Annotated in this window: 18 protein-coding genes (1 of these 18 only partly in view); 10 read left to right on the top strand and 8 right to left on the bottom strand. The window is 67.1% G+C overall.

Features of this window, described 5'->3' with window-relative positions:
* Positions 1 to 12: 12 nt before the first annotated feature.
* Positions 13 to 2,535 carry a class I SAM-dependent DNA methyltransferase gene (locus DR_RS11655; RefSeq protein ID WP_010888895.1) on the bottom strand — a complete coding sequence of 841 codons (2,523 nt, stop codon included), beginning with the start codon at positions 2,533 to 2,535 and terminating at the stop codon, positions 13 to 15.
* 33 nt (positions 2,536 to 2,568) lie between these two features.
* Between DR_RS11655 and DR_RS11660 the strand changes: the two genes are divergently transcribed.
* Complete coding sequence (locus DR_RS11660; protein WP_010888896.1) at positions 2,569 to 3,717, top strand: aminotransferase class I/II-fold pyridoxal phosphate-dependent enzyme; 1,149 nt, start codon at positions 2,569 to 2,571, stop codon at positions 3,715 to 3,717.
* Between the two features lie 112 nt (positions 3,718 to 3,829).
* Here the strand turns inward: DR_RS11660 and DR_RS11665 are convergent, their stop codons facing one another.
* Entirely contained in the window at positions 3,830 to 4,537 is a 708-nt protein-coding gene (locus DR_RS11665) for a HesA/MoeB/ThiF family protein (RefSeq protein WP_010888897.1), read from the bottom strand.
* A gap of 131 nt (positions 4,538 to 4,668) precedes the next feature.
* Here DR_RS11665 and DR_RS11670 point away from each other — a divergent pair, with 131 nt between their 5' ends.
* From DR_RS11670 to uvrB, 6 genes are all read left to right on the top strand, one after another.
* A complete protein-coding gene (locus DR_RS11670) occupies positions 4,669 to 5,256 on the top strand; it encodes a glycerol-3-phosphate acyltransferase (protein WP_010888898.1) in 588 nt (195 codons plus the stop codon).
* Positions 5,253 to 7,340: a hypothetical protein gene (locus tag DR_RS11675; RefSeq protein ID WP_010888899.1), complete on the top strand. Its 2,088-nt coding sequence runs from the start codon at positions 5,253 to 5,255 to the stop codon at positions 7,338 to 7,340. The genes DR_RS11670 and DR_RS11675 overlap by 4 nt, the downstream gene beginning before the upstream one ends.
* Before the next feature lie 54 nt (positions 7,341 to 7,394).
* The gene (locus DR_RS11680; RefSeq protein WP_027480337.1) at positions 7,395 to 7,859 is read left to right on the top strand and encodes an NUDIX hydrolase; all 465 of its coding nucleotides are present in this window, start codon (positions 7,395 to 7,397) and stop codon (positions 7,857 to 7,859) included.
* Positions 7,856 to 8,344, top strand: coding sequence for a DNA topology modulation protein FlaR (locus DR_RS11685; protein WP_010888901.1), 489 nt, complete (start codon positions 7,856 to 7,858; stop codon positions 8,342 to 8,344). Before DR_RS11680 ends, DR_RS11685 begins: the two co-directional genes overlap by 4 nt.
* A 171-nt stretch (positions 8,345 to 8,515) precedes the next feature.
* Entirely contained in the window at positions 8,516 to 9,277 is a 762-nt protein-coding gene (locus tag DR_RS11690) for a class I SAM-dependent methyltransferase (RefSeq protein ID WP_010888902.1), read from the top strand.
* Between the two features lie 137 nt (positions 9,278 to 9,414).
* Complete coding sequence (uvrB, locus tag DR_RS11695) at positions 9,415 to 11,430, top strand: excinuclease ABC subunit UvrB (RefSeq protein ID WP_027480336.1); 2,016 nt, start codon at positions 9,415 to 9,417, stop codon at positions 11,428 to 11,430.
* A gap of 254 nt (positions 11,431 to 11,684) precedes the next feature.
* On the opposite strand, the gene DR_RS11700 is transcribed toward uvrB, so the two are convergent.
* Both DR_RS11700 and DR_RS11705 read right to left on the bottom strand, forming a co-directional pair.
* Positions 11,685 to 12,380 (bottom strand): amino acid ABC transporter permease, encoded by a 696-nt coding sequence (locus DR_RS11700; RefSeq protein ID WP_034351086.1) that lies wholly within the window; start codon positions 12,378 to 12,380, stop codon positions 11,685 to 11,687.
* 10 nt (positions 12,381 to 12,390) lie between these two features.
* Complete coding sequence (locus DR_RS11705; RefSeq protein WP_234944649.1) at positions 12,391 to 13,080, bottom strand: ABC transporter substrate-binding protein; 690 nt, start codon at positions 13,078 to 13,080, stop codon at positions 12,391 to 12,393.
* A 199-nt stretch (positions 13,081 to 13,279) separates the two neighbouring features.
* Here DR_RS11705 and DR_RS11710 point away from each other — a divergent pair, with 199 nt between their 5' ends.
* Entirely contained in the window at positions 13,280 to 14,539 is a 1,260-nt protein-coding gene (locus DR_RS11710) for a zinc-dependent alcohol dehydrogenase (RefSeq protein WP_051618922.1), read from the top strand.
* Between the two features lie 72 nt (positions 14,540 to 14,611).
* Here DR_RS11710 and DR_RS11715 read toward each other — a convergent pair whose 3' ends face one another.
* Entirely contained in the window at positions 14,612 to 15,883 is a 1,272-nt protein-coding gene (locus DR_RS11715) for a uracil-xanthine permease family protein (protein ID WP_051618921.1), read from the bottom strand.
* 335 nt (positions 15,884 to 16,218) lie between these two features.
* Between DR_RS11715 and DR_RS11720 the strand changes: the two genes are divergently transcribed.
* Complete coding sequence (locus DR_RS11720) at positions 16,219 to 16,638, top strand: putative dsRNA-binding protein (RefSeq protein ID WP_027480332.1); 420 nt, start codon at positions 16,219 to 16,221, stop codon at positions 16,636 to 16,638.
* A gap of 2 nt (positions 16,639 to 16,640) precedes the next feature.
* Positions 16,641 to 17,012 (top strand): YraN family protein, encoded by a 372-nt coding sequence (locus DR_RS11725; RefSeq protein WP_010888910.1) that lies wholly within the window; start codon positions 16,641 to 16,643, stop codon positions 17,010 to 17,012.
* 10 nt (positions 17,013 to 17,022) lie between these two features.
* On the opposite strand, the gene DR_RS11730 is transcribed toward DR_RS11725, so the two are convergent.
* The 3 genes in view from DR_RS11730 to mutY are tightly spaced (at most 45 nt apart) and all read right to left on the bottom strand, a layout consistent with a single transcriptional unit that may run on beyond the window.
* The gene (locus DR_RS11730) at positions 17,023 to 17,829 is read right to left on the bottom strand and encodes a metal ABC transporter permease (protein WP_010888911.1); all 807 of its coding nucleotides are present in this window, start codon (positions 17,827 to 17,829) and stop codon (positions 17,023 to 17,025) included.
* A 2-nt stretch (positions 17,830 to 17,831) separates the two neighbouring features.
* Positions 17,832 to 18,551, bottom strand: coding sequence for a metal ABC transporter ATP-binding protein (locus DR_RS11735; RefSeq protein WP_010888912.1), 720 nt, complete (start codon positions 18,549 to 18,551; stop codon positions 17,832 to 17,834).
* A 45-nt stretch (positions 18,552 to 18,596) separates the two neighbouring features.
* On the bottom strand, positions 18,597 to 18,929 hold the end of the coding sequence (gene mutY / locus DR_RS11740; protein WP_010888913.1) for an A/G-specific adenine glycosylase. 759 nt of this gene lie beyond the right edge of the window; 333 of the gene's 1,092 nt are visible here — the last part of the coding sequence; its start codon lies off the right edge, out of view; it ends in the stop codon at positions 18,597 to 18,599.

The raw sequence follows: 18,929 nt of genomic DNA on the forward strand, positions 1-18,929 counted from the left end.
CAGTGTCGGGTCTTAAGGCCAGGGGAAGGTGTCGAAAACGGTATCGGAGGTGTACATAAGACGGGCCGTTAATGTTCCCCCACGTGCAATTAACCACTGCCAATGGACAGAACTTTGGATGACTCCAAATGAATAATCATCTTCAAAGGCGAAAATTTGAAGACCGTCACTAGGACGGATACCATTATCTAGAAACTCAAATACTTGCCTTTTGGTAACGCGCGAGCAGACAATATAACGGCTCAGTGATGAAATTTTCTCAATCATTTCACTGCGCCCATACGACAGTGCCCACCACTGATTCAGGAAATTGCGGTGGTGTTTGTTGGTCTTGGCCTTTGGGTTGGCGGCCAGCACTTCGGCGTTGCGGGCTTCTTCCTCGGCGGCGGCGGCCTGGCGCGTAGGCAGCACTTCGCGTTCTATGCGGGCAAAGGGCAATTTGTAGGCCCTCGCGCCGAACACGTCACGCGGCTGAAAATCAATGACATAACGGGTCGGGTGCGGCGGGCTGGTGCGGAGCAGTTCATCACCCGTGAGGTACGGAAAAATAACCTCGGCGTTTTTGCGCTCGGCGCTGAGCATCTGCCCGGCTTCCAGACCGTCCAGCAAAAAGCCTTTGTGGCCGTGGGTCTGGCCCTGGTAGCACGCGCCGCTGTTCATGTTGACGCGCAGCTTTTGCGCCTGCGTGACATCGGTTCCGGCAGACAGGGCAGAGTTGATGACGGGCAACTCGGTGCTTTGCCAGGGGCTGGTGCGGTGGTCGCCCACCTGCCACGCCAGATGCTTGGGGCCTTCGGCTGGCCCCTTGACCCAGTTGACGATGCTGACATGCACAGCGGCGTCGCCGGACCAGACTTGCGTGCCCACGGCGTCGGTGATGGTGCCGCCGTGCTGCACGACATAATCCAGCCCCCCGACACGGCTGTCGTTCTGACGAATGGTGTTGGTGCCCACCAGACCCGCCCGCTGGCCGCTGCCCAGTTGGTCATGCGCCTTGCGAATCCAGTAGACGCAGTAGTCGGCGCGGCCCGGCACGTCGGGGTAGTGGGCACGGAGCTTTTTGACATAGGCCGCGCCCATCTCGCGCTGCAACTTGTTTTTGCTCTGAAACGGGGGGTTGCCGACGATGGCGTCCACACGGGGCCACGGGGTAAAGAGGGCGTCGCCCTGCACGATACGGTCGTCGAGGTTGTCCAGCGGCAGCGGCTGGTCGAAGTCCAGGCCGGTGTTGCCCAGCAGGTCGTGCATCTCACGGATGGCGAGTTCTTTGGCGAGCGTGAGGGTCACTTTGGCGAGTTCCACGCCGAAGGGGTCGTATTCCAGCCCGTGCATCTGCCGGATGCTCACGCGGGCAGGCGGCAGGGCGGTCCCCGGTGCGGAGAGGTCACGCAGCCGCAGCAGGGCGCGGGCTTCCAGGCGGCGCAGTTCGCGGTAGGCGACATACAGGAAGTTGCCGCTGCCACACGCGGGGTCGAGCACCTGAAAGCTGGCGAGTTCGTCCAGAATGGCCCGCAGTTCCTTTTGCGTGGTCGCCGCCTCGATTTGCCGCTGAAACGGGGTGACGATGGTGGGCAACACCACCCGCATGATGTCGGCCTCGCTGGTGTAGTGCGCCCCCTTGGCGTGCTGCTCTTTCTTGTCCATGCTGCTCTGAAACAGCACCCCGAAAATCTGCGGCTGAATCCTGGCCCAGTTGTTTTCCAGCGCGGCTTTGTGCAGCAGGTAAAGCTCATCGCGGTTAAGTTCAATGGGGTCCACGGCGCGGAACAGCCCGCCGTTGAAATACGGAATGGGCGCAAAACGCCCGCCCCGTGCCCGTTCGGAGGTATTCATCTGCCGGAACAGCCCGCCGAAGAGGTCGAAGCTGCTTCCCCGGCCTGCCCTGGCGTCGTCGGCCAATTCGGTAAAAAAGCCACGCGGAATCAACTCGAAGTCCTCGGCGAACATCGCCATGACGCACTGCAAGAGGAAACGCTGAGCGCGGGCGCGGTCTTCACCACGGGCAATCACACTGTTGAGCACCTTCGCTACGCTGTCGGCGGCCTCGCGGGTTACGTCCACCCGGTTGTTGCCGAACAGCGGCGCCCTTTCCTGCTCAAACATGAAGTTCAGCACCGTGTACCGCTCAGGCAGTTCTTCTATCCGCAGCCGGTCCATCGGCTCGTCGAGCTGCTGATTGAAGTCGTAGACCCACAGCTCGTCGAAATTGCACAGCACGGCGTAACGTGGGCGGTCCGGCACCAGCTTGAGCCAGTAGTCGAAGGCCTGCTGGTAGTGGTTCGCCAGTTTCTCGCCGCGCTTTTTCATCTCTATCAGCACGCGGGGCCGCCACAGCAGGTCAGCGAATTTTTTGCCGCCGCCCTGCTTGGCGACCCGGTACTCCAGTTCCGCGCCCGCTTCCTTGTATCCGGCGTGCCCAAAGGCCTGAAAGAGCCGGTCCAGAAATACCTGACTTTCGCCCTTCTCGTCCCCTTTCAGGGTGCGCCAGTAGGCAACGAAGTCTTCCATACGCTGCGCGGTCTCGGTCTGAGGCATGAACCTCTTCAGAGTACGGCTTACACTCGGGCCATGTGGGCTTCTCAGCGTGCTTCCTCGGTTCCCGGCAGTGTCTTTTCCCTGATGGACGCCGCCAAGATGCGGGCGCGGGGCCGGGGCCTGAACGTCACCGACCTCAGCATCGGCTCCAGCGACCAGCACCCGCCGCTCAGCGTGCTGGACGAATTGCGGGCCGCCACCCACGACCCGGCGACCTACCGCTACCCGCTATTTTCCGACACCCAGCCTCTGCGCGACGCCGCCGCCGCGTACCTCGCCCGGCGCTTTGGCGTGCGGCTCAATGCCGACACCGAGGTGCTGCCGCTGATCGGAGCGCAAGAAGGGCTGGCGCACCTGCTGCTCGCCGTGACCGACCCCGGCGACACGCTACTGCTCCCCGACCCCTGCTATCCGCCGTACTGGGGCGCGGCGGCGGTGGCGGGGCTGAACGTGGTGACGCTGCCGCTGCTGCCGGAGCGCGGCTTTCTGCCGGACCTCAGCCGGGTGCCAGCGAACGTGCGTCCGCGCGTGCTGCTCCTCAATTACCCGAACAACCCGACCTCGGCCATTGCCAGCGCCGAGTTTTTCCGCGAAGCCGCCGCGTGGTGCCGCGAACGGGGCACGCTGCTGGTGCATGACCATCCGTATGCCGAACTGACCTTCGGCGACTACCGCGCCCCCTCGGCACTGGAAGCGGGCATGGAAGGCGTGGTGGAACTGCACTCGCTGTCCAAGACGCACCACCTCGGCGGCTTCCGGGTGGGCTTCGCGGCGGGGGACGCGGGCGCGGTGGCGGCGCTGGCGCGGGTCAAGGGGGCGATTGATTTTCACCCATATCTGGGCATTCAGCGGGCGGCGGCGCACGCGCTGGGGCTGCCCGACGAGGTGGGCCGGGTAGGAGCGCGCATTTTCGAGGAACGCCGCGACGCACTACTGTCGGCGCTGCGTGACCTGGGCTGGGAAGTCCAGACCCCGCAGGCGAGCATGTACGCCTGGGCGCAGGTGCCGGGGCTGCGCGACAGTGTGGCTTTTGCTGTGCGCGCCGCCGAGGAGACCGGCGTGGTGGTGAGTCCGGGGCAGGCGTTTGGCGAGCGCGGCGAAGGCTTCGTGCGCTTTGCGCTGGTGCAGCCGCCGGAGGTGCTGCGGGGGGCGGCGGCGAAGTTGGGTGAGGTGGGGGTTTAAGGCGTGGGGAAAAGACCCCTCACCCCTTGCTTCGCAAGGCCCTCTCCCCGGGGAGAGGGTCAAAAAAGCGCCGGAGAGGCGAGGGGCTCTCAGGCATACACCGCAAAAACCCTTACCCCCCCATCTTCAGCACCCGCACCCGCCCCGTCAGCGCGTCGAAGGTCCAGAGTTTGCCCCGCAGCGGCTCGCCCACGCCGCCGAGAACGAGCAGGGCTTGCAGCGCCATCAGGTCGCCCACGAGGTTGGGCACCGGCCCGAGCACGCCGAGTTCGTCACAGGAGCTGTCGTCTTCCGGGGTGGGAAACACGTCGCGCAGGCCGAGGTGCGGGCCGAAGACGCTGCACAGGCCGCTGACCCCGCTGGCAGCGCCCCACACCCACTCGCGGCCCAGTTCGCGGCAGGTGTCGGCGATGAGGTAGCGGGTTTCAAAGTTGTCGGTGGCGTCCACCGTCAGGTCGTGCGCGGCGATGAGCGTGGGGGCGGTCTCCGGCGTCAGCGCTGGCGCGGCCTGGATCTGCACGAACGGATTGACCCCCTGGGCGACGGCGCAGGCGGTTTCGGCTTTGGAGCGCCCCACATCGGCGGTGCGGTAGAGCTGCTGGCGGTGCAGGTTGGTGACGGACACGGTGTCGCCGTCGGCCACCGTGAGCGCCCCCACCCCAGCCCCCGCGAGCTGGCGAATGACCGGGCCGCCAAGCCCCCCCGCGCCGACGACGAGGACACGGGCGGCCCGGAGCTTTTCCTGCGCTCCGGCCTCCGCCCACTCCGGCACCAGCAGGGGGCGGGAGACGCGGCGCAGTTCTTCGCGGGTGAGGGTCATGGCGTGCAGGATAGGCGGCGGGCGGGACTGTCCCGTGCCCTTCTGCACGTTTTCTCCACCTTTCGGCAGATGTCATCGGTCACAGGCGTCACCGGGCACAGGCGTCACCAGTCACAGGGGCCTCTACTACAATGCGGGCTGTGGTTTCGCTCGCCGTGGTTTTCGTGCTGTCTTACCTGCTGGGGTCGCTGGTGGCGGGCGTGCTGTACTCGCGCGGGCGCGGCGAGGACATCCGGGGGCGCGACCTGCCCGGTGGCAGCGGCACCTACCGGCAGTACGGCAAGGGCGCGGCGGCGGCGGTAACGCTGGCCGACATTCTCAAGGGCGCGGCAGCCGTGGGGCTGGCGCTGTGGCTCGCGCCGCAAGCCCTTCCCCTGGCAACGGCGCTGGCGACCTTCGGGGTCGTGTTCGGGCACTGTTACCCGGTGTGGTTCGGTTTCCGGGGGGGCGGCGGCATCGCGCCTTTTCTGGGGGCCATGCTGGTGGTCGCGCCCTGGACGCTGCTGGCGACGGTGACCTTCGCGCTGGCCCTCATTCCGCTGTACCGGGCGACGCTGCAACCCCGGCTGCGGCTCAACGCGATTCCCTTCGCCACGGTGGTGGCGGTGCCGGTGGGTCTGCTGATCGCCTCGCGCCTCGGCGGCGGGGCCGAGTTTCTGGCCGGCAGCGCGGCGATGGGCATACGCGCCGTGCATCTGCTGGCGGAGCAGCGGGCATGAAGCGGACCCTGTTGCTGCTCGCGCTGGCCCTGGGCGGCACGGCGAGCGCCGAAGTGCGGGTGGACGGGCAAACGGTGCGGGTGCTGTCGGGCGAGCAGGTGACGTGGCAGTGGACCTTCGCGCCAGCGCTGGGGCAAGTAAGCCGCCCGGTGCGGCTGGACAACCAGAACTACGTGGCGGTGGGGCCGGTGGTCTACGCCCTGAGCGACGAAGGCCGCGTGCTGGGCCGCGCCGACCTGCCGGGGCCGGTGACTTCGCTCGACAGTTCCGGGGGCGCGGTGCGCGTGACGGTGGGGGGCGCGGGCCGCAGCGAACGCCTGACGCTGGGCGACCCGACCGGCGACGCACTGCCGGTGGAGGAGCGGGTGGTGTTTACGCCCGACCCGGCGGTGACCGGCTGGCTGGCCCGCTTTGCCGACGCGCTGCCGGCGCAGGAGCTGACCCGCGCGGGGGCGCAGTTTCCGGCCAATCCCTTTATCGCGCTGCGCGAGGCAGAGGCGGCCAAGACCCGCGGCGACGACTACGCGGCGCTGAGCGCGGTGCGCCGGGCGCTGGGGGTCAGCGTGCCCTTTCCGGCGGGGACACAGCTCGCGGCGCGGCTGGACCGGGCGGGCTTTCCGGCGGCGGCCAATCTGGCGCTCGACCGGGCCAAACGCGACGCGGCGGCGCGTGGGCTCGACCCCGCCGTGCCGGTCAGCCGCGCGGCCCTGTTCGCCTACGGCAACCCGAGCGGCTACGTAGGCACGCTGCTCGCGCAAAACCGCCTGCCCCGCGCCGAGGTCTGGATGAGCTTTCTGCGCGAGCTTTACCCCCGCTTCGAGGGAGGCGACGCGCTCTACCGCCGCTACGCCGACGTGCTCGACGCCCAGGGCCGCGCCGGGGAGGCCGAGGAGTGGCGGCAATTCGCCCGCTCGTTGCGCGAAGGCACGCTCTACAACCTCGGGCCCAATGACACCCGCGTGCTGCGCGATGTGGCGCGGCTGGCGACCTTTGCGCTGCTGCTGGCGCTGCTCGCCGCCGTGCTGACTCTGAGCGCGCGGGCGTGGCCGACTCAGCGGCAGGACCTCGCCGCGCTGGGAGGCCGCTGGCGGTCGTGGCGTCGGCCCCCCCAGCGGCTGCGGCGCACGGCGCTCGCTTACGCCTCGTTCAGCGAACGGCTGCTGCTGGTCACGCTGGCGGCGGCGCTGCTCACGGCGCTCGGCGGCTGGCAGTGGGCCAACCTGACCGGGCGGGCGTTGCAGGCCCCCGCGCTCGGCACCGGCACCTACAGCGCCAGCCTCGCTCTGCCCAGCACGGGTGACGCCGACCCGCAGCCCGTCGCCGCGACTTATCTGCTTTCCGGCCTGGGGGCGCAACTCGACGGTGACCTCGCCGCCGCCCGCACGCTCTATGGCCGCGCCGGCGACGATGCCTGCGCCCTGAACAACCTGGGAGCCATCGCCCAGAGCCGCGACGACCTGCCGCAGGCCCGCACCCTCTACCAGCAGGCCCTGGCACTTCAGCCTGACCTCAGCGCCCCCGCCTACAACCTGGGCCGCAACCCGGCCACGCCCGAAACCGCTTTTCAGCGCACCTACCGCCCCGGCCAGCCCCGGCTGTGTTACCCCGAGCGCCGCGACCTCGCCCGCAGCGTGAGCGGCGACCTCGGCAGCGTGCTGCGGCAGACGGTGACCGACCCGCTCGGCTTCCTGACCGAGCGCCGCCCCGCCACCCGGCTGAACTGGGCGCTGCTCGCCGCGCTGCCGCTGATCGGCGCCCTGCTGGTGCTGCTGCTCATTCCGCGCGCCGCTTCCGCTGGGCGACTGGGGCGGCCCGCCGCGTTCCGGCTGCTCGCCGTGCTGTTTCCCGGTGCGGGGCTGCTCGGCAACGCCTGGGGCGGCGTGCTGCTCGTCGCCTGGGCCGGAGTGGTCGTCGCGCTGCTCGCCCGCTGGCTGCCTTTTCCTGCCTTGCCCCTTCAGACGGCGGCGGTTCGGAGTGCGCTGTGGCTGGCCCTCGGCGCCCTGTATGTGCTGAACGTGCTGGCCCTGCTGCTCATCGAGGCCGCGCACGCCCGGCGGCGACGGCTGCGTGAGCTGGAAGCCTGAGTGCGCCATCTGACGGATGCGCCGCTCCGGACCCGCCACCGATACTGCCCGCCTATGCCCACCGACCTGAGGTTCCCCGCGCCCGACGGCGTCATGTTTCAGACCCGCGCCACGCTGATTTGTGTTCAGGACAACAGGTTGCTCACCTGCTGGGACGAGCGTTTTCCAGATTTTTTCGCCTTGCCCGGCGGCGCGGTTCAGACTGGCGAAAGCTCAGCGGCGGCGGCCCAGCGCGAGTGGCACGAGGAAACCGGGCTCCGGGCAGACGTGACCCGCTGCGCCACGCTGGAACGCTTCTTCCACTGGGAAGGGCGTGAACGTCACGAGTTCGGGTTCTTCTTCCGGGTGGAGTTGACTGGAGAGCTGCCCGCCACCGTGCTGGATAATCCGCACGTCTTTTTTCGCTGGCTTGCCGTGGACGCCCTGGACGACCACACCCTTTATCCCCGCTGCGTGCCCCAGCTTTTGCGCCTCCCTGCCGGCGAAATCGGGCATTTCGTGACGGACGAGCGGGCATGAAGCGCGTCTTGATTGTCGGCAGCCCCGGCGCGGGCAAAAGCACCTTTGCCAAAAAACTGGCGGCACGAACGGGTTTGCCGCTCACCCATCTGGACGACCTGTACTGGAACGCGGGCTGGGAAAAAGTCGAGCGGGATGTGTGGCTGAAGCGCTTGCAGACCGCGCTGGACGGCGACGCCTGGATTATGGACGGCAACTACGGGAGCACACTTGACCGGCGGGCCGCCCGCGCTGACACAGTAATTTTCTTTGTGCCGCCGCGTGAACTTTGCCTGTTGCGGATGCTCCGGCGCGAGCTGAGCGGACAGCACCCCCACATCGCCGGGTTGCGGCCCCGCCTGCCGGACTGGGAATTCGTGCGCTATACCTGGACTTATCTGCGCAAGGTACCGCAGATGCTGGAAACATTGGCACAGCACTGGCACCTACGGCTTGTTCTGGTCAGGAGCGACAGAGAGGCGCGGCAGCTCCTCAAACGAGGCTAAAGTCCTGTGGCCTTTCTTAACACGCCCTTCGGCTTACGCGCTGCTGCGCGATGTCTGGGACTTTCCGCCGCAGGCCGACTGGCAACTCGCGCAGCTCCGCACGGTGCCGGGGCTGCGGCTGGTGGTCCTGAAAAGTGACGCCGACATAAACAACTTTCTGGAGCAAATCCAATGACCGAACAGGCCCAGTACCGCGACCCCCGCCTCGTCATCCTCTACGACCGGCTCAACCGCTGGGGCGCCGATGACGACTTTTTCCTCGCGCTGGCGAACGAGACGCCGGGGTGCCGCCTGCTCGACCTCGGCTGCGGCACCGGACGCCTGACCACTGCCCTGGCGCGGGCTGGGCACCAGGTCACCGGCCTTGAACCGGCCCGCGCCTCATTGGAGGTGGCGCAGCGCAAGCCGGGGGCCGAAGCGGTGTGCTGGTTACAGGGCAGCGCGCAGGACGCCCCCACGGCGGCCTTCGACCTCTGCCTGATGACCGCGCATGTCGCGCAGGTCTTTGTGGAAGACGACGCGTGGCAGGACGTTTTGCAACACATTCACCGCGCCCTCGTTCCCGGCGGGCGACTGTCCTTCGACATGCGCGACCCGGCGGCGCGGGCGTGGGACACCTGGGATTCGGCGGGCAAGCGCGAGCGGCTGACCCTGCTGGACGGCAGCGAAGCCGAAACGTGGTGCGACGTGCTGGACGTAGCCGGCCCTATAGTCTCTGGTCCAGTGGTTCACTTTGCCGAGCACACCCGCTTTTTGCCGGGTCAGGACGTGCTCACCTCAACCTCCCGTCTGCGCTTTCGCCGTGAGGACGAATTGCGGGCCAGTCTGCAGGCCGCCGGTTTTGCTGTGGAGCAGGTCTACGGCGGCTGGCACGGCGAGCCGGTGGGCACGGGTTGCGGAGAACTGGTGGTCGTGGCGCGCAGGCCGGGGTAACGCGGCTCCATCCGCCATTCCGCTTACCTTCCTCCTTACGCTGTGGGCGTAAACTGTTGGCAGACGTTCAGACTCTGTTTGAACCTTTGCCCTGTGTTTGCCTTGCCCACCGTTGCCGCCGCACCCTGGAGGTTGTCATGCTCAAAGTCCGCTCCGAATTCAAACCGTCCGGCGACCAGCCCACCGCCATCGCGTCCCTGGTGGACGGACTGGAAAGTGGGCTGAGGTATCAGACCCTGCTGGGCGCGACGGGCACCGGCAAGACCTACTCCATGGCGAAAGTCATCGAGGAAGTGCAGCGCCCCGCCCTGATCATGGCGCCCAACAAGATTCTGACCGCGCAGCTCGCCTCCGAGTTCCGCGAGTTCTTCCCCGACGCCGCCGTCGAGTTTTTCATCTCCTACTACGACTACTACCAACCCGAAGCATACGTGCCCGGCAAAGACCTCTTCATCGAGAAAGACGCCAGCGTCAACCAGGAAATCGAGAGATTGCGCCACTCCACCACCCGCAGCTTGCTTACCCGGCGCGACACCATCGTGGTGGCGTCGGTGTCGTGCATCTACGGCCTGGGCGACCCCAAGGAATACACCGCGCTCAACGCCATTGTGAAAAAGGGCGGCGTGATGCCGCGCGACGAGCTGCTCGGGCGGCTGGTCAACATGCAGTACGAGCGCAACGACATCGAGCTGATGCCGGGGCGCTTCTCGGTCAAGGGCGAGACGGTGACGGTGTGGCCCGCCTACGACGAGCAGCCGCTCCGCATCGAACTGTGGGGTGACGACGTGGAGCGCATCAGCGTGGTGCATCCGCTGACCGGCGAGCGGCTGGGCGACCTCGACGCCACGGTGGTCTACCCCGCCAAGCACTACGTGAGCAGCGCGGGCAACATCGAGCGCGCCATCGGGAGCATTCAGCAGGAACTCGACGAGCGGCTGGAATATTTTCACTCGGTGGGCAAGTTGCTCGAGGCGCAGCGGCTCAAGGAGCGCACCCTCTACGACCTGGAGATGCTCAAGGTGCTGGGCTACTGCTCGGGCATCGAGAACTACTCGCGCCACATCGATGGCCGCGCGCCGGGCGCCACACCCTACACCATGCTCGACTACTTTCCCGACGACTTCATCACCTTCATCGACGAGTCGCATGTCACCGTGCCGCAAATCGGCGGGATGGCGAACGGCGACCGCGCGCGCAAGCAGACGCTGGTGGACTACGGCTTCCGGCTGCCCTCGGCGATGGACAACCGCCCACTGAACTTCGAGGAGTTCCTGAGCAAGACCGGGCAAACGGTGTTCGTGTCGGCCACCCCCGGCCCCTTCGAGAACCAGGTCAGCGACAGCGTGGCCGACCAGATTATTCGCCCGACCGGGCTGGTGGACCCCGAGGTGACCATCCGGCCCATTCAGGGGCAAATCGAAGACCTGCTGGGGCGGGTGCGCGAGCGGACGGCGGCGGGCGAGCGCACGCTGGTCACCACCCTCACCAAGCGGATGTCCGAAGACCTGACCGAGTACCTGCTGGAAAAGGGCGTCAAGGCGCGGTATCTGCACTCGGACATCGACTCGGTGGAACGTCAGGTGATTATCCGCGACCTGCGCCTGGGGCATTACGACGTACTGGTGGGCATCAACCTGCTGCGTGAGGGGCTCGACCTTCCCGAAGTCTCGCTGGTCGCCATTCTGGACGCCGACAAGCCGGGTTTCCTGCGTTCGGACCGCGCCCTCATCCAGACCATTGGCCGCGCCGCCCGCAACGTGAACGGCGAGGTGATCTTGTACGCCGACGTGGTGACACCCGCCATGCGCTTTGCGATGGACGAAACCGCCCGCCGCCGCGAAAAGCAGCTGGCCTACAACGAGGAGCACGGCATCACCCCGCGCACCGTCATCAAGGGCGTGCGCGACGTGATTCGCGGTGAGGAACTGGAAGGCGAAATCAGCAGTGAGAACGTCTCGGGCGACCGCGACAGCCTGACCGCGCAGCTCACCGACCTCGAACTCGACATGTGGCAGGCGTCCGAGGCGATGGACTTCGAGAAGGCCGCCAGTCTGCGCGACCAGATTCGCGCCATCGAAGCCAAGCTCCAGGGCAAGGAGTTCAAGCAGGCGACGGTGCCGGGGCAGAAGGCACGGCGGAAAGGGCGGCGCTGAGCATGGGGCGGGGGGCGAAGTGGCTTCCCGCCGCACTGATTGCCCTCATCTTTCTGGTGGTGGCGCTGGTGTGGGGCATGACCGGGCCGACAGCGGTGGTATTAGCGCTTTGCTTTCTGGCTGCCGTGCTCTCCGCCTCCCAGCGCTGCTAAGCAGGGGCCACTCTGCTGCTTGAATGGGCCCCAATCGCCTCAGAGGCATAGCTGAACACCCAGGGGCGCAGCGTGCAGAAAGCGGGCAGAGGGGGCTTTGTCCTAAATCACTCGCCGCTCCGGCAGGCTTTGGCCCCGGCTCAGGCGGTGTTCGAGTGCCCTTACCGCGCGGGTCAGCGTGAAGGTCAGCACAAAGTAGATGACGGCCAGCACGGCGTAGACCTCGAACTGACGGTAAGTGGCGTTGGTGATGTAACGCCCCTGGCTGAACAGCTCCTGCAAGGTGACGGCGCTCGCCAGGCTGCTGCCCAGAATCAGGCTCACGAACTCGTTGCCGAGCGCGGGCAGCGCCACCCGCCACGCCTGCGGCAGTACCACGAAGCGCAGCGCTTGCCCCCGCGAGAGGCCCAGGCTACGGGCCGCCTCAATTTGTCCCGCAGGCACACTTCCCAGCCCGCCGCGCACAATTTCAGACGTGTAGGCCGCGCTGTACAGTCCCAGCGCCAGCACCGCCGCCGGGAAGCCCGCGAGCGTGAGGCCGAGCGTGGGCAGCCCGAAGTAGATGACGCTCAGCAGCACGATGAGCGGAATGCCGCGCACCACCTCGACATAAATGTTTCCTATTGGGCCGAGCAGCGGCACCCGGTAAACCCGCACCAGCCCCAACGCAGTACCGACCACCACTGAGACGACCAGTGCACACAGGCTGACCGCCAACGTGACACCCAACCCCGAGAGCAGCAGCTGGGGGTAGTCGCCGGAGAGGGCCGTCTGGAAGCCAGTCAGCAGATCAGTCATGCCGCCGGGCTTACTTCTGGACAATCCATTTGTTGAGCAGCTTCTGGTACTCACCGCTCCTCTTCAGGCGGGCGAGCGTTCGGTTGGCGGCGGCGGCGAGGTCGCTGCCCTTCCTAAAGACCATGCCGTAGTCCTCAGCGACCAGCACGGCTCCGGCCTTGTCGAACTGTCCTGGCAGGCGCTTTTTCAGGTCGTTCACGGTGGGCGCGTCCCCAATTAGCGCAGCGATGCGGCCTGAACGCACATCTGCCAGCCCCGCAGCAAAGTCGTCATAGACCTTGATAGTGGCTCCCCTGGGTTTAAGGGTCTGCTCGGCGGCGTATTGCCCAGTCGTGTTCGCCTGTACGCCCACCGTCTTGCCCTTCACGTCGGCGGGCCAGGTGAACTTGCCCGGGTTACCGCTCCGGACAATAAACACCTGAGCGCTGCGGTAGTAGGGCTGGCTGAACGTCACCACTGTGGCGCGCTCAGGCGTAATGGTGATGCCGCTCATGGCCACGTCCACCCGGCCCGACGTGACCGCCTGCGGCATCAACGCTCCAAACCCGACAGGCCGAATCTCCAGCCGCACGCCGAGGTCATGGGCCACAGCGCGGGCGATGTCGATGTCGAAGCCCTGGACCTGGCCGTCTGATCCCTTGAACTCGAAGGGGGCGAAGGTGGGGTCTGTTCCCAGGACCAACGTGCCCTTTTTTTTCACCTCTGCCACCGAGGCCGCTCCCGCAGAACAGGAGATGGAAGCCAGGACAAGCAGTAAGGCGGCGGACAGGCGCTTCATCCACCCAGAATAGCGGTTCAGACGCCTCCCCACGTTCCGGACAAGACCCAAGGGCAGTTAAACCTCCTCGACTGCGGCGCGCCACGTGGGCGAACGAAAATGCGGAGGCTGGCCGCCGAAAGTGTTTCTTCATTCCCTCTCCCCCGGCGGCGCAGGAGGCAGCACGAAAGCAGTCGTATGGCACGGCATCGGCGACATTCGCCTGGACGACGTTCCCGAACCCAAGATCGAGGCCCCCACTGACGCCATCGTGCGGCTCACCGCCAGCGCGATTTGCGGCACCGACCTGCATTTCATTCGCGGGACGATGAGCGACATGGTGCCCGGCACGATTCTGGGCCACGAGGGCGTGGGCATCGTGGAGGCGGTCGGCCCCGAGGTCCGCAACTTCGTGCCCGGCGACCGGGTGGTCATTCCTTCCTCGGCGTCGTGCGGGTACTGCCCCCCCTGCCGCGAGGGCAACACCTCGCAGTGCGACAACGCCAACCCCAACGGCCCTTCGGCGGGCACCGCGTTTTACGGCGGCCCCAAGAGCAGCGGCCCGCTCAACGGGATGCAGGCCGAGAAGGTGCGCGTGGTGTACGCCAACTCCAGCCTCGTCAAGCTGCCCGACAACGTGTCCGACGACCAAGCCATCATGATTTCCGACATCTTCCCGACGGCCTACTTCGGCGCCGAAATTGCGGGCGTCAAGACCGGCAGCGTGGTCGTGGTGCTGGGCTGCGGGCCGGTGGGCCAGTTCTCGATCATCAGCGCCAAGCTGCTCGGCGCGACCCGCGTCATCGCGGTGGATCGGCTGGATGACCGCCTGGACATGGCCCGTAAGAACGGCGCCGAGGTCATCAACTTCGAGAAGGAAGACCCGGTGGAAGCGGTCAAGAAGCTGACGGGTGGCCTGCTCGCCGACTGCGTGATTGACGCGGTGGGGGTGGACGCCCAGCACGCGCACGCTGGCCCCGCCAAGCCCGACGCCGAAAAAGAGCAGAAGTTCGAGCAGGAAGTGCAGGAAGTCGCCCCAGATGCCAAGCCGGAAAAAGACGGCCAGTGGACCCCCGGCGACGCGCCTTCGCAGGCCAGCGAGTGGGCCATCGAGATGACCAAGAAGGCCGGTCAGATCGGCATCATCGGCGTGTACTCACCCCAGATGACCACCTACCCCATCGGCAAGGCCATGAATAAGAACCTCACCATCCGCATGGGCAACTGCAACCACCGCGCCATCATTCCGGGTCTGGTGGACCTCGTCGCGGCGGGCGTGGTGGACCCGGCCCGCGTCCTGACCGAGCACGAGCACCTCGGCAGCGCGATTGAGGCTTTCGAAGCCTTCGACAAGCGGCAGCCGGGCTGGATCAAGGTCGAGTTGGAGCCGCAAGCAGGCTAAGGACAAAGCAGCAATAGCAAAGCGGCGCCCTGACACGAGCGCTGCTTTTTGCTGCCTGGAAATGTCGGGGCTTCAGCCCACGCCCGGTCCCATACCATCCGCTTTTCCGCTGATTTCCGGCCTCTGGCGCGGCAGCAGCAGGTTCGCCACGATGCCGACGAGCGCTGCGAGCGCCATCCCGTGCAGTTCGAGTTTGGTGCCCGCCACGTTCAGCGGAAAGCTCGCCCCGCCGAGGCCCAGCACCAGAATCAGGCTGACAATAATCAGGTTGCGGCTGTGGGCGAAGTCCACCTGCGCCTCGGCCAGCGTGCGGATGCCGACCGAGGCGATCATGCCGAACAGCAGGATGGACACGCCGCCGAGGACGCCTTGCGGCAGCCCCTGCAAAACGGCGGCCAGCTTGGGCGAGCAGCCGAAGAGAATGGCGAACACTGCGCCGATCTGAATCACGCGGGGGTCGTACACACGGGTCAGCGCGAGCACCCCGGTGTTCTCGGCGTAGGTGGTCGCGGCGGGCCCACCCATCACCGCGCTGCTCATGTTGGCGATGCCGTCGGCGAGCAGGGTGCGCGAGAGCCCCGGATTCGCCAGAAAGTTCTTGCCGACGACCCGCCCGTTGACCACCACGTCGCCCACGTGCTCGATGAAGGTCACGATGGCGACCGGCGCGATGATGGCGACCGCCCGCCAGTCGAGCGCCGGACCGTGAAACGGCGGCAGCCCCAGCAGCGGCGCGGCGGCGATGTCGGCCAGCGCTTTGGCGCCCACCTGTCCGGTTGCCAGCGCCACGAGGTAGCCCGTCACCACGCCGATCAGGATGGGAATCATCCGGAACAGCCCGCGCCCGTAGATGCTGGCGATGATGGCCGCGAGCAGCGTGACCAACGCCAGCCCCCAGTTCGTTTTCGCCTGATCCACCGCCACGCTGCTCAGCCCCAGTCCGATCACGATAATCACCGGCCCCGTCACCACCGGCGGAAACACCCGCAGCAGCCGCTCGGTGCCGAACAGTTTGACCAGCCCCGAAAACAGGACATACATCAGCCCCGCCGCAATGAGGCCCCCCGCCGCCGCTGCCGGGCCCATCTCCTTGATGACCAGCGCCGTCGGCGCGATAAAGGCGAACGAACTCCCCAGGAAAATCGGCACCTGCCCGCGCGTGAGCAGGTGAAAAATCAGCGTGGCGACCCCGGCCCCGAACAGCGCCACCGAGGGCGACAACCCCACCAGAATCGGCACCAGCACCGTGGACCCGAACATGGCGATGGAATGCTGCAACCCCAGCACCACCCGGCGCTGCGGCGGGAGATCGGGAAGGGGGGGCGGCGCGGCAGTCTGCGTCATGGGGAAAGTGTAGTGGGCAGGGGGAGGAGACGAGAGACAGAAACATGCTTCTGCTGTGGCCTTCTTTTCGCTGCTCCACGTCCAACGGAGAAACGCAGAACGCCAGGGCCGTCGTGCACGAAGTGCGCGGGCCTCGCGTCTGTAGAAATCACGAGCATCCAGACCACCCCACGCACTTGAGGAACACTGACCTGCACGCGCCATCACCGCAAGGTGCATAGCGCCAGCGTTAAGCCCCCTGCCCCTCTGGGGTAGGGGGTTTGGGGGCGGGGCAAAAAGCTAAAGCCGAAGTTCTCACCCCTCCACCCCCGCCCCAATCCCGTACCCTCTACCCCATGAATGCCAAAGGCGACCTGATTGCCCGCCTCGTGTCCCTGGGACTGGGAACCCCCACCTTCGAAGCCGAAGCCCACGGCCCCGCCCACGAACGCACCTTCCACGTCAAGGTCTGGTCGAGCGGACAGGTCATTGCCACCGCCGAGGGCCGCACCAAAAAGGACGCCGAACGCCTCGCCGCCGAACTCGCCCTGCGTGAACTCGATGGCTCGGACGCGCCTCCTGTGCCCGCAGCCCCGGCGACCCCCATCGCCCAGCAGAGCGAACCCTGGCCGATCTACGCGCAGGTGCTCGCTGAGGCGGTGGAAGCCGCGATGGAATTTGCCCGCGAGGACGCCACTCTGGACGAGGTGCGCCGCGACGCCGGACGCTTTTACCGCGAACTGCTGGCCGACCTCGGGCACGGCCCCGACGCCTGAGCGTGCCCACGTCCCGTCCCAGGGGAATCCACCAGGGCGCCGCCGCCGAGGCCCGCGCCGCCGCGCATCTCGAAAGCCTCGGGCGCGAAATCGTGCGGCGCAACTACCGCATTCCGGGCGGCGAGATCGACCTCGTGAGCCGCGAGCCGGGCGGCACCCTGGTCTTCACCGAGGTCCGGCAGCGGCGGCAGGCCCGCTACGGCAGTGCGCTCGACAGCGTGACCCCGCGCAAGCTGGCCCTGATGCACCGCGCCGCGCTCGAGTACCTGACGCGAGAGTGTGGCCGCGACGACCTCCCCTGCCGCCTCGAAGTCCTGACGATTGAGGGCGAGGCGGACACGGGCGAACTGCGCTTGCTGGCCGTGGAGGGCTAGGGAAGCGCCCCTACTTCCGCCGAAACGCGAGCGCCAGCAGAAAAATAGCCGTGTTCACCAGCACGATGGTCGCCCCCGGCGCGGTGTCGAGGTAATAACTGGCATACAGCCCACTGACCCCGCCGAGGATGCCCAGAGCGGCGGCGAGCAGCATCATGGTCCGCAGGCTCCGCGAGAGCAGGCGGGCGGCGGCGCTGGACGTGATCAGCAGGCTGACGCTGAGGGTGGTCCCCACGAGCTGCACCGTCAGCACCACCACCAGCCCGATCAGCACCAGCAGCAGGTTGTTCAGCCGCGTGACCGGCAGCCCCACCGTCCGCGCCTCGGTGGGGTCGAAGGAAGCGAGCAGCAGCTCCTTCTGAATCGCCGTGAGCAGCCCGCCTACCCCCAGCGTGACCGCCAGGGCGCCCCACAGGTCGGCGGGGGTCACGCCCAGCGGGTTGCCGATCAGGAAATTGCTGAGGTCGGACGTGAAGGTGGGGGCCCGCGACAGCAGCACGATGCCCAGCGCGAACATCCCCACGAAGACGATGCCGATGGCGCTGTCCTGTTTCAGCCCACTGCGACGTCCGATCCAGCCGATGCCCAGCGCCGTGAGCACCGCCGCAATCGCCGCGCCGAGCAGCAGGTTGCCCTTGAGGAGAAAGGCAGAGACGATGCCCGGCAGCACCGCGTGGCTCATCGCGTCCCCGATGTAACTCAGCCCGCGCAGCACCACCCAGGCGCCGATCAGCGCGCACAGGATGCTCACGAGGCTCACCGCGAGCAGCGCCCGGACAAAGAAATCGAATTGCAGCGGGTCGGTCAGCCAGTGCATGTTCAGGGGGCCCCCGCCGCGCCCGGCCCGCCGCCCGTGAAGGTCGCCTCCACGTTCTGCGGCGTGTACACCGCGTCCGGCGTGCCGTCGGCAATCACCCGGCGGTTGATGAGGACAATCCGGTCACACCAGCGCCGGGCCTGTTCGAGGTCGTGCGTCACCATCACCACGGCGCGGCCCTGGTCGGCCTGTCTCCGCAACAAGGCCATGAGCTGTTCCTGCGTGGTCACGTCCACCCCAGTCAGCGGTTCGTCGAGCAGCAGCAGGTGCCCTTGCCGCGCCAGCATTCGGGCAAGCAGCACCCGCTGACGCTGGCCCCCCGAGAGCGCGCCGATGTGACGGCTCCGCAGGTCGTACACGCCGGTTTCGCGTAGCGCGTCCTCCACGATCTGCCGGTCACGGGGCCCCGGCCAGCGCAGCCAGCCGAGCCGCCCGGTGCGGCCCATCATCGCCGTGTCCCAGACCGTGACGGGAAAGCCCCAGTCCAGCGTCTGCTGCTGCGGCACGTAGGACAGGCAGGTGCGGGGGCTGTGGCCGGGGTCGAAGGTCACCCGGCCCTCATAGTCGGTCAGCAGCCCCGCCAGGGCGCGCAGAAGGGTGCTTTTGCCCGCGCCGTTGGGGCCGATCACGGCAGTGAACTGCCCGGCCTCGAACCGCAGGGTGGCGTTCTCAAGGGCCACCTGCGAGCCGTAGCGCACTGTCAGTCCCTCCACCCCGAGCATCGCCGCAGGCTAGCAGAGAAATGCGAATTGCATATCAAATACTGCTCACGCCTCGCCCAGCGGGGAACTGTCCAGCGCCGCACCGAACAGCCCCGCCTGCCGCTGCCGCCACACATCCAGCGCCTTGTGGTCCAGCCGCGAGAGGGCCGCGCCCCGGACCGGCTGCCGGGGCCGGTCCGCCTCGGCGCGGTAGACCTCCACCGACAGGCGGCGGTGCGTCATGCCGTGCTGCACAGTGCCAAGACACTCTTTCACCTCGGCGCCCAGGCGAGCTTGCAGACGGGCCAGAGCATCCGCTGCCGTCTCCCGCGCCCCGATTTCTTCCAGCGGCAAACCGAACAACCCGCCCAGCAGCGAGCCCTCCCGCTTTTCCAGCAC

Origin of the sequence: Deinococcus radiodurans R1 = ATCC 13939 = DSM 20539 (assembly GCF_000008565.1) — a bacterium.
Lineage (GTDB): Bacteria > Deinococcota > Deinococci > Deinococcales > Deinococcaceae > Deinococcus > Deinococcus radiodurans.

Bases quoted from the DNA above. Each gene is read 5' to 3' on its own strand.
- DR_RS11735 (WP_010888912.1), bottom strand. From the start codon at position 18,551: ATGCTCGGGGTGGAGGGACTGACAGTGCGCTACGGCTCGCAGGTGGCC.
- DR_RS11665 (WP_010888897.1), bottom strand. From the start codon at position 4,537: ATGACCCTCACCCGCGAAGAACTGCGCCGCGTCTCCCGCCCCCTGCTG.
- DR_RS11720 (WP_027480332.1), top strand. From the start codon at position 16,219: ATGAATGCCAAAGGCGACCTGATTGCCCGCCTCGTGTCCCTGGGACTG.
- DR_RS11675 (WP_010888899.1), top strand. From the start codon at position 5,253: ATGAAGCGGACCCTGTTGCTGCTCGCGCTGGCCCTGGGCGGCACGGCG.
- DR_RS11690 (WP_010888902.1), top strand. From the start codon at position 8,516: ATGACCGAACAGGCCCAGTACCGCGACCCCCGCCTCGTCATCCTCTAC.
- DR_RS11730 (WP_010888911.1), bottom strand. From the start codon at position 17,829: ATGCACTGGCTGACCGACCCGCTGCAATTCGATTTCTTTGTCCGGGCG.
- uvrB (WP_027480336.1), top strand. From the start codon at position 9,415: ATGCTCAAAGTCCGCTCCGAATTCAAACCGTCCGGCGACCAGCCCACC.
- DR_RS11685 (WP_010888901.1), top strand. From the start codon at position 7,856: ATGAAGCGCGTCTTGATTGTCGGCAGCCCCGGCGCGGGCAAAAGCACC.
- DR_RS11660 (WP_010888896.1), top strand. From the start codon at position 2,569: ATGTGGGCTTCTCAGCGTGCTTCCTCGGTTCCCGGCAGTGTCTTTTCC.
- DR_RS11715 (WP_051618921.1), bottom strand. From the start codon at position 15,883: ATGACGCAGACTGCCGCGCCGCCCCCCCTTCCCGATCTCCCGCCGCAG.
- DR_RS11680 (WP_027480337.1), top strand. From the start codon at position 7,395: ATGCCCACCGACCTGAGGTTCCCCGCGCCCGACGGCGTCATGTTTCAG.
- DR_RS11655 (WP_010888895.1), bottom strand. From the start codon at position 2,535: ATGCCTCAGACCGAGACCGCGCAGCGTATGGAAGACTTCGTTGCCTAC.
- DR_RS11670 (WP_010888898.1), top strand. From the start codon at position 4,669: ATGCGGGCTGTGGTTTCGCTCGCCGTGGTTTTCGTGCTGTCTTACCTG.
- DR_RS11700 (WP_034351086.1), bottom strand. From the start codon at position 12,380: ATGACTGATCTGCTGACTGGCTTCCAGACGGCCCTCTCCGGCGACTAC.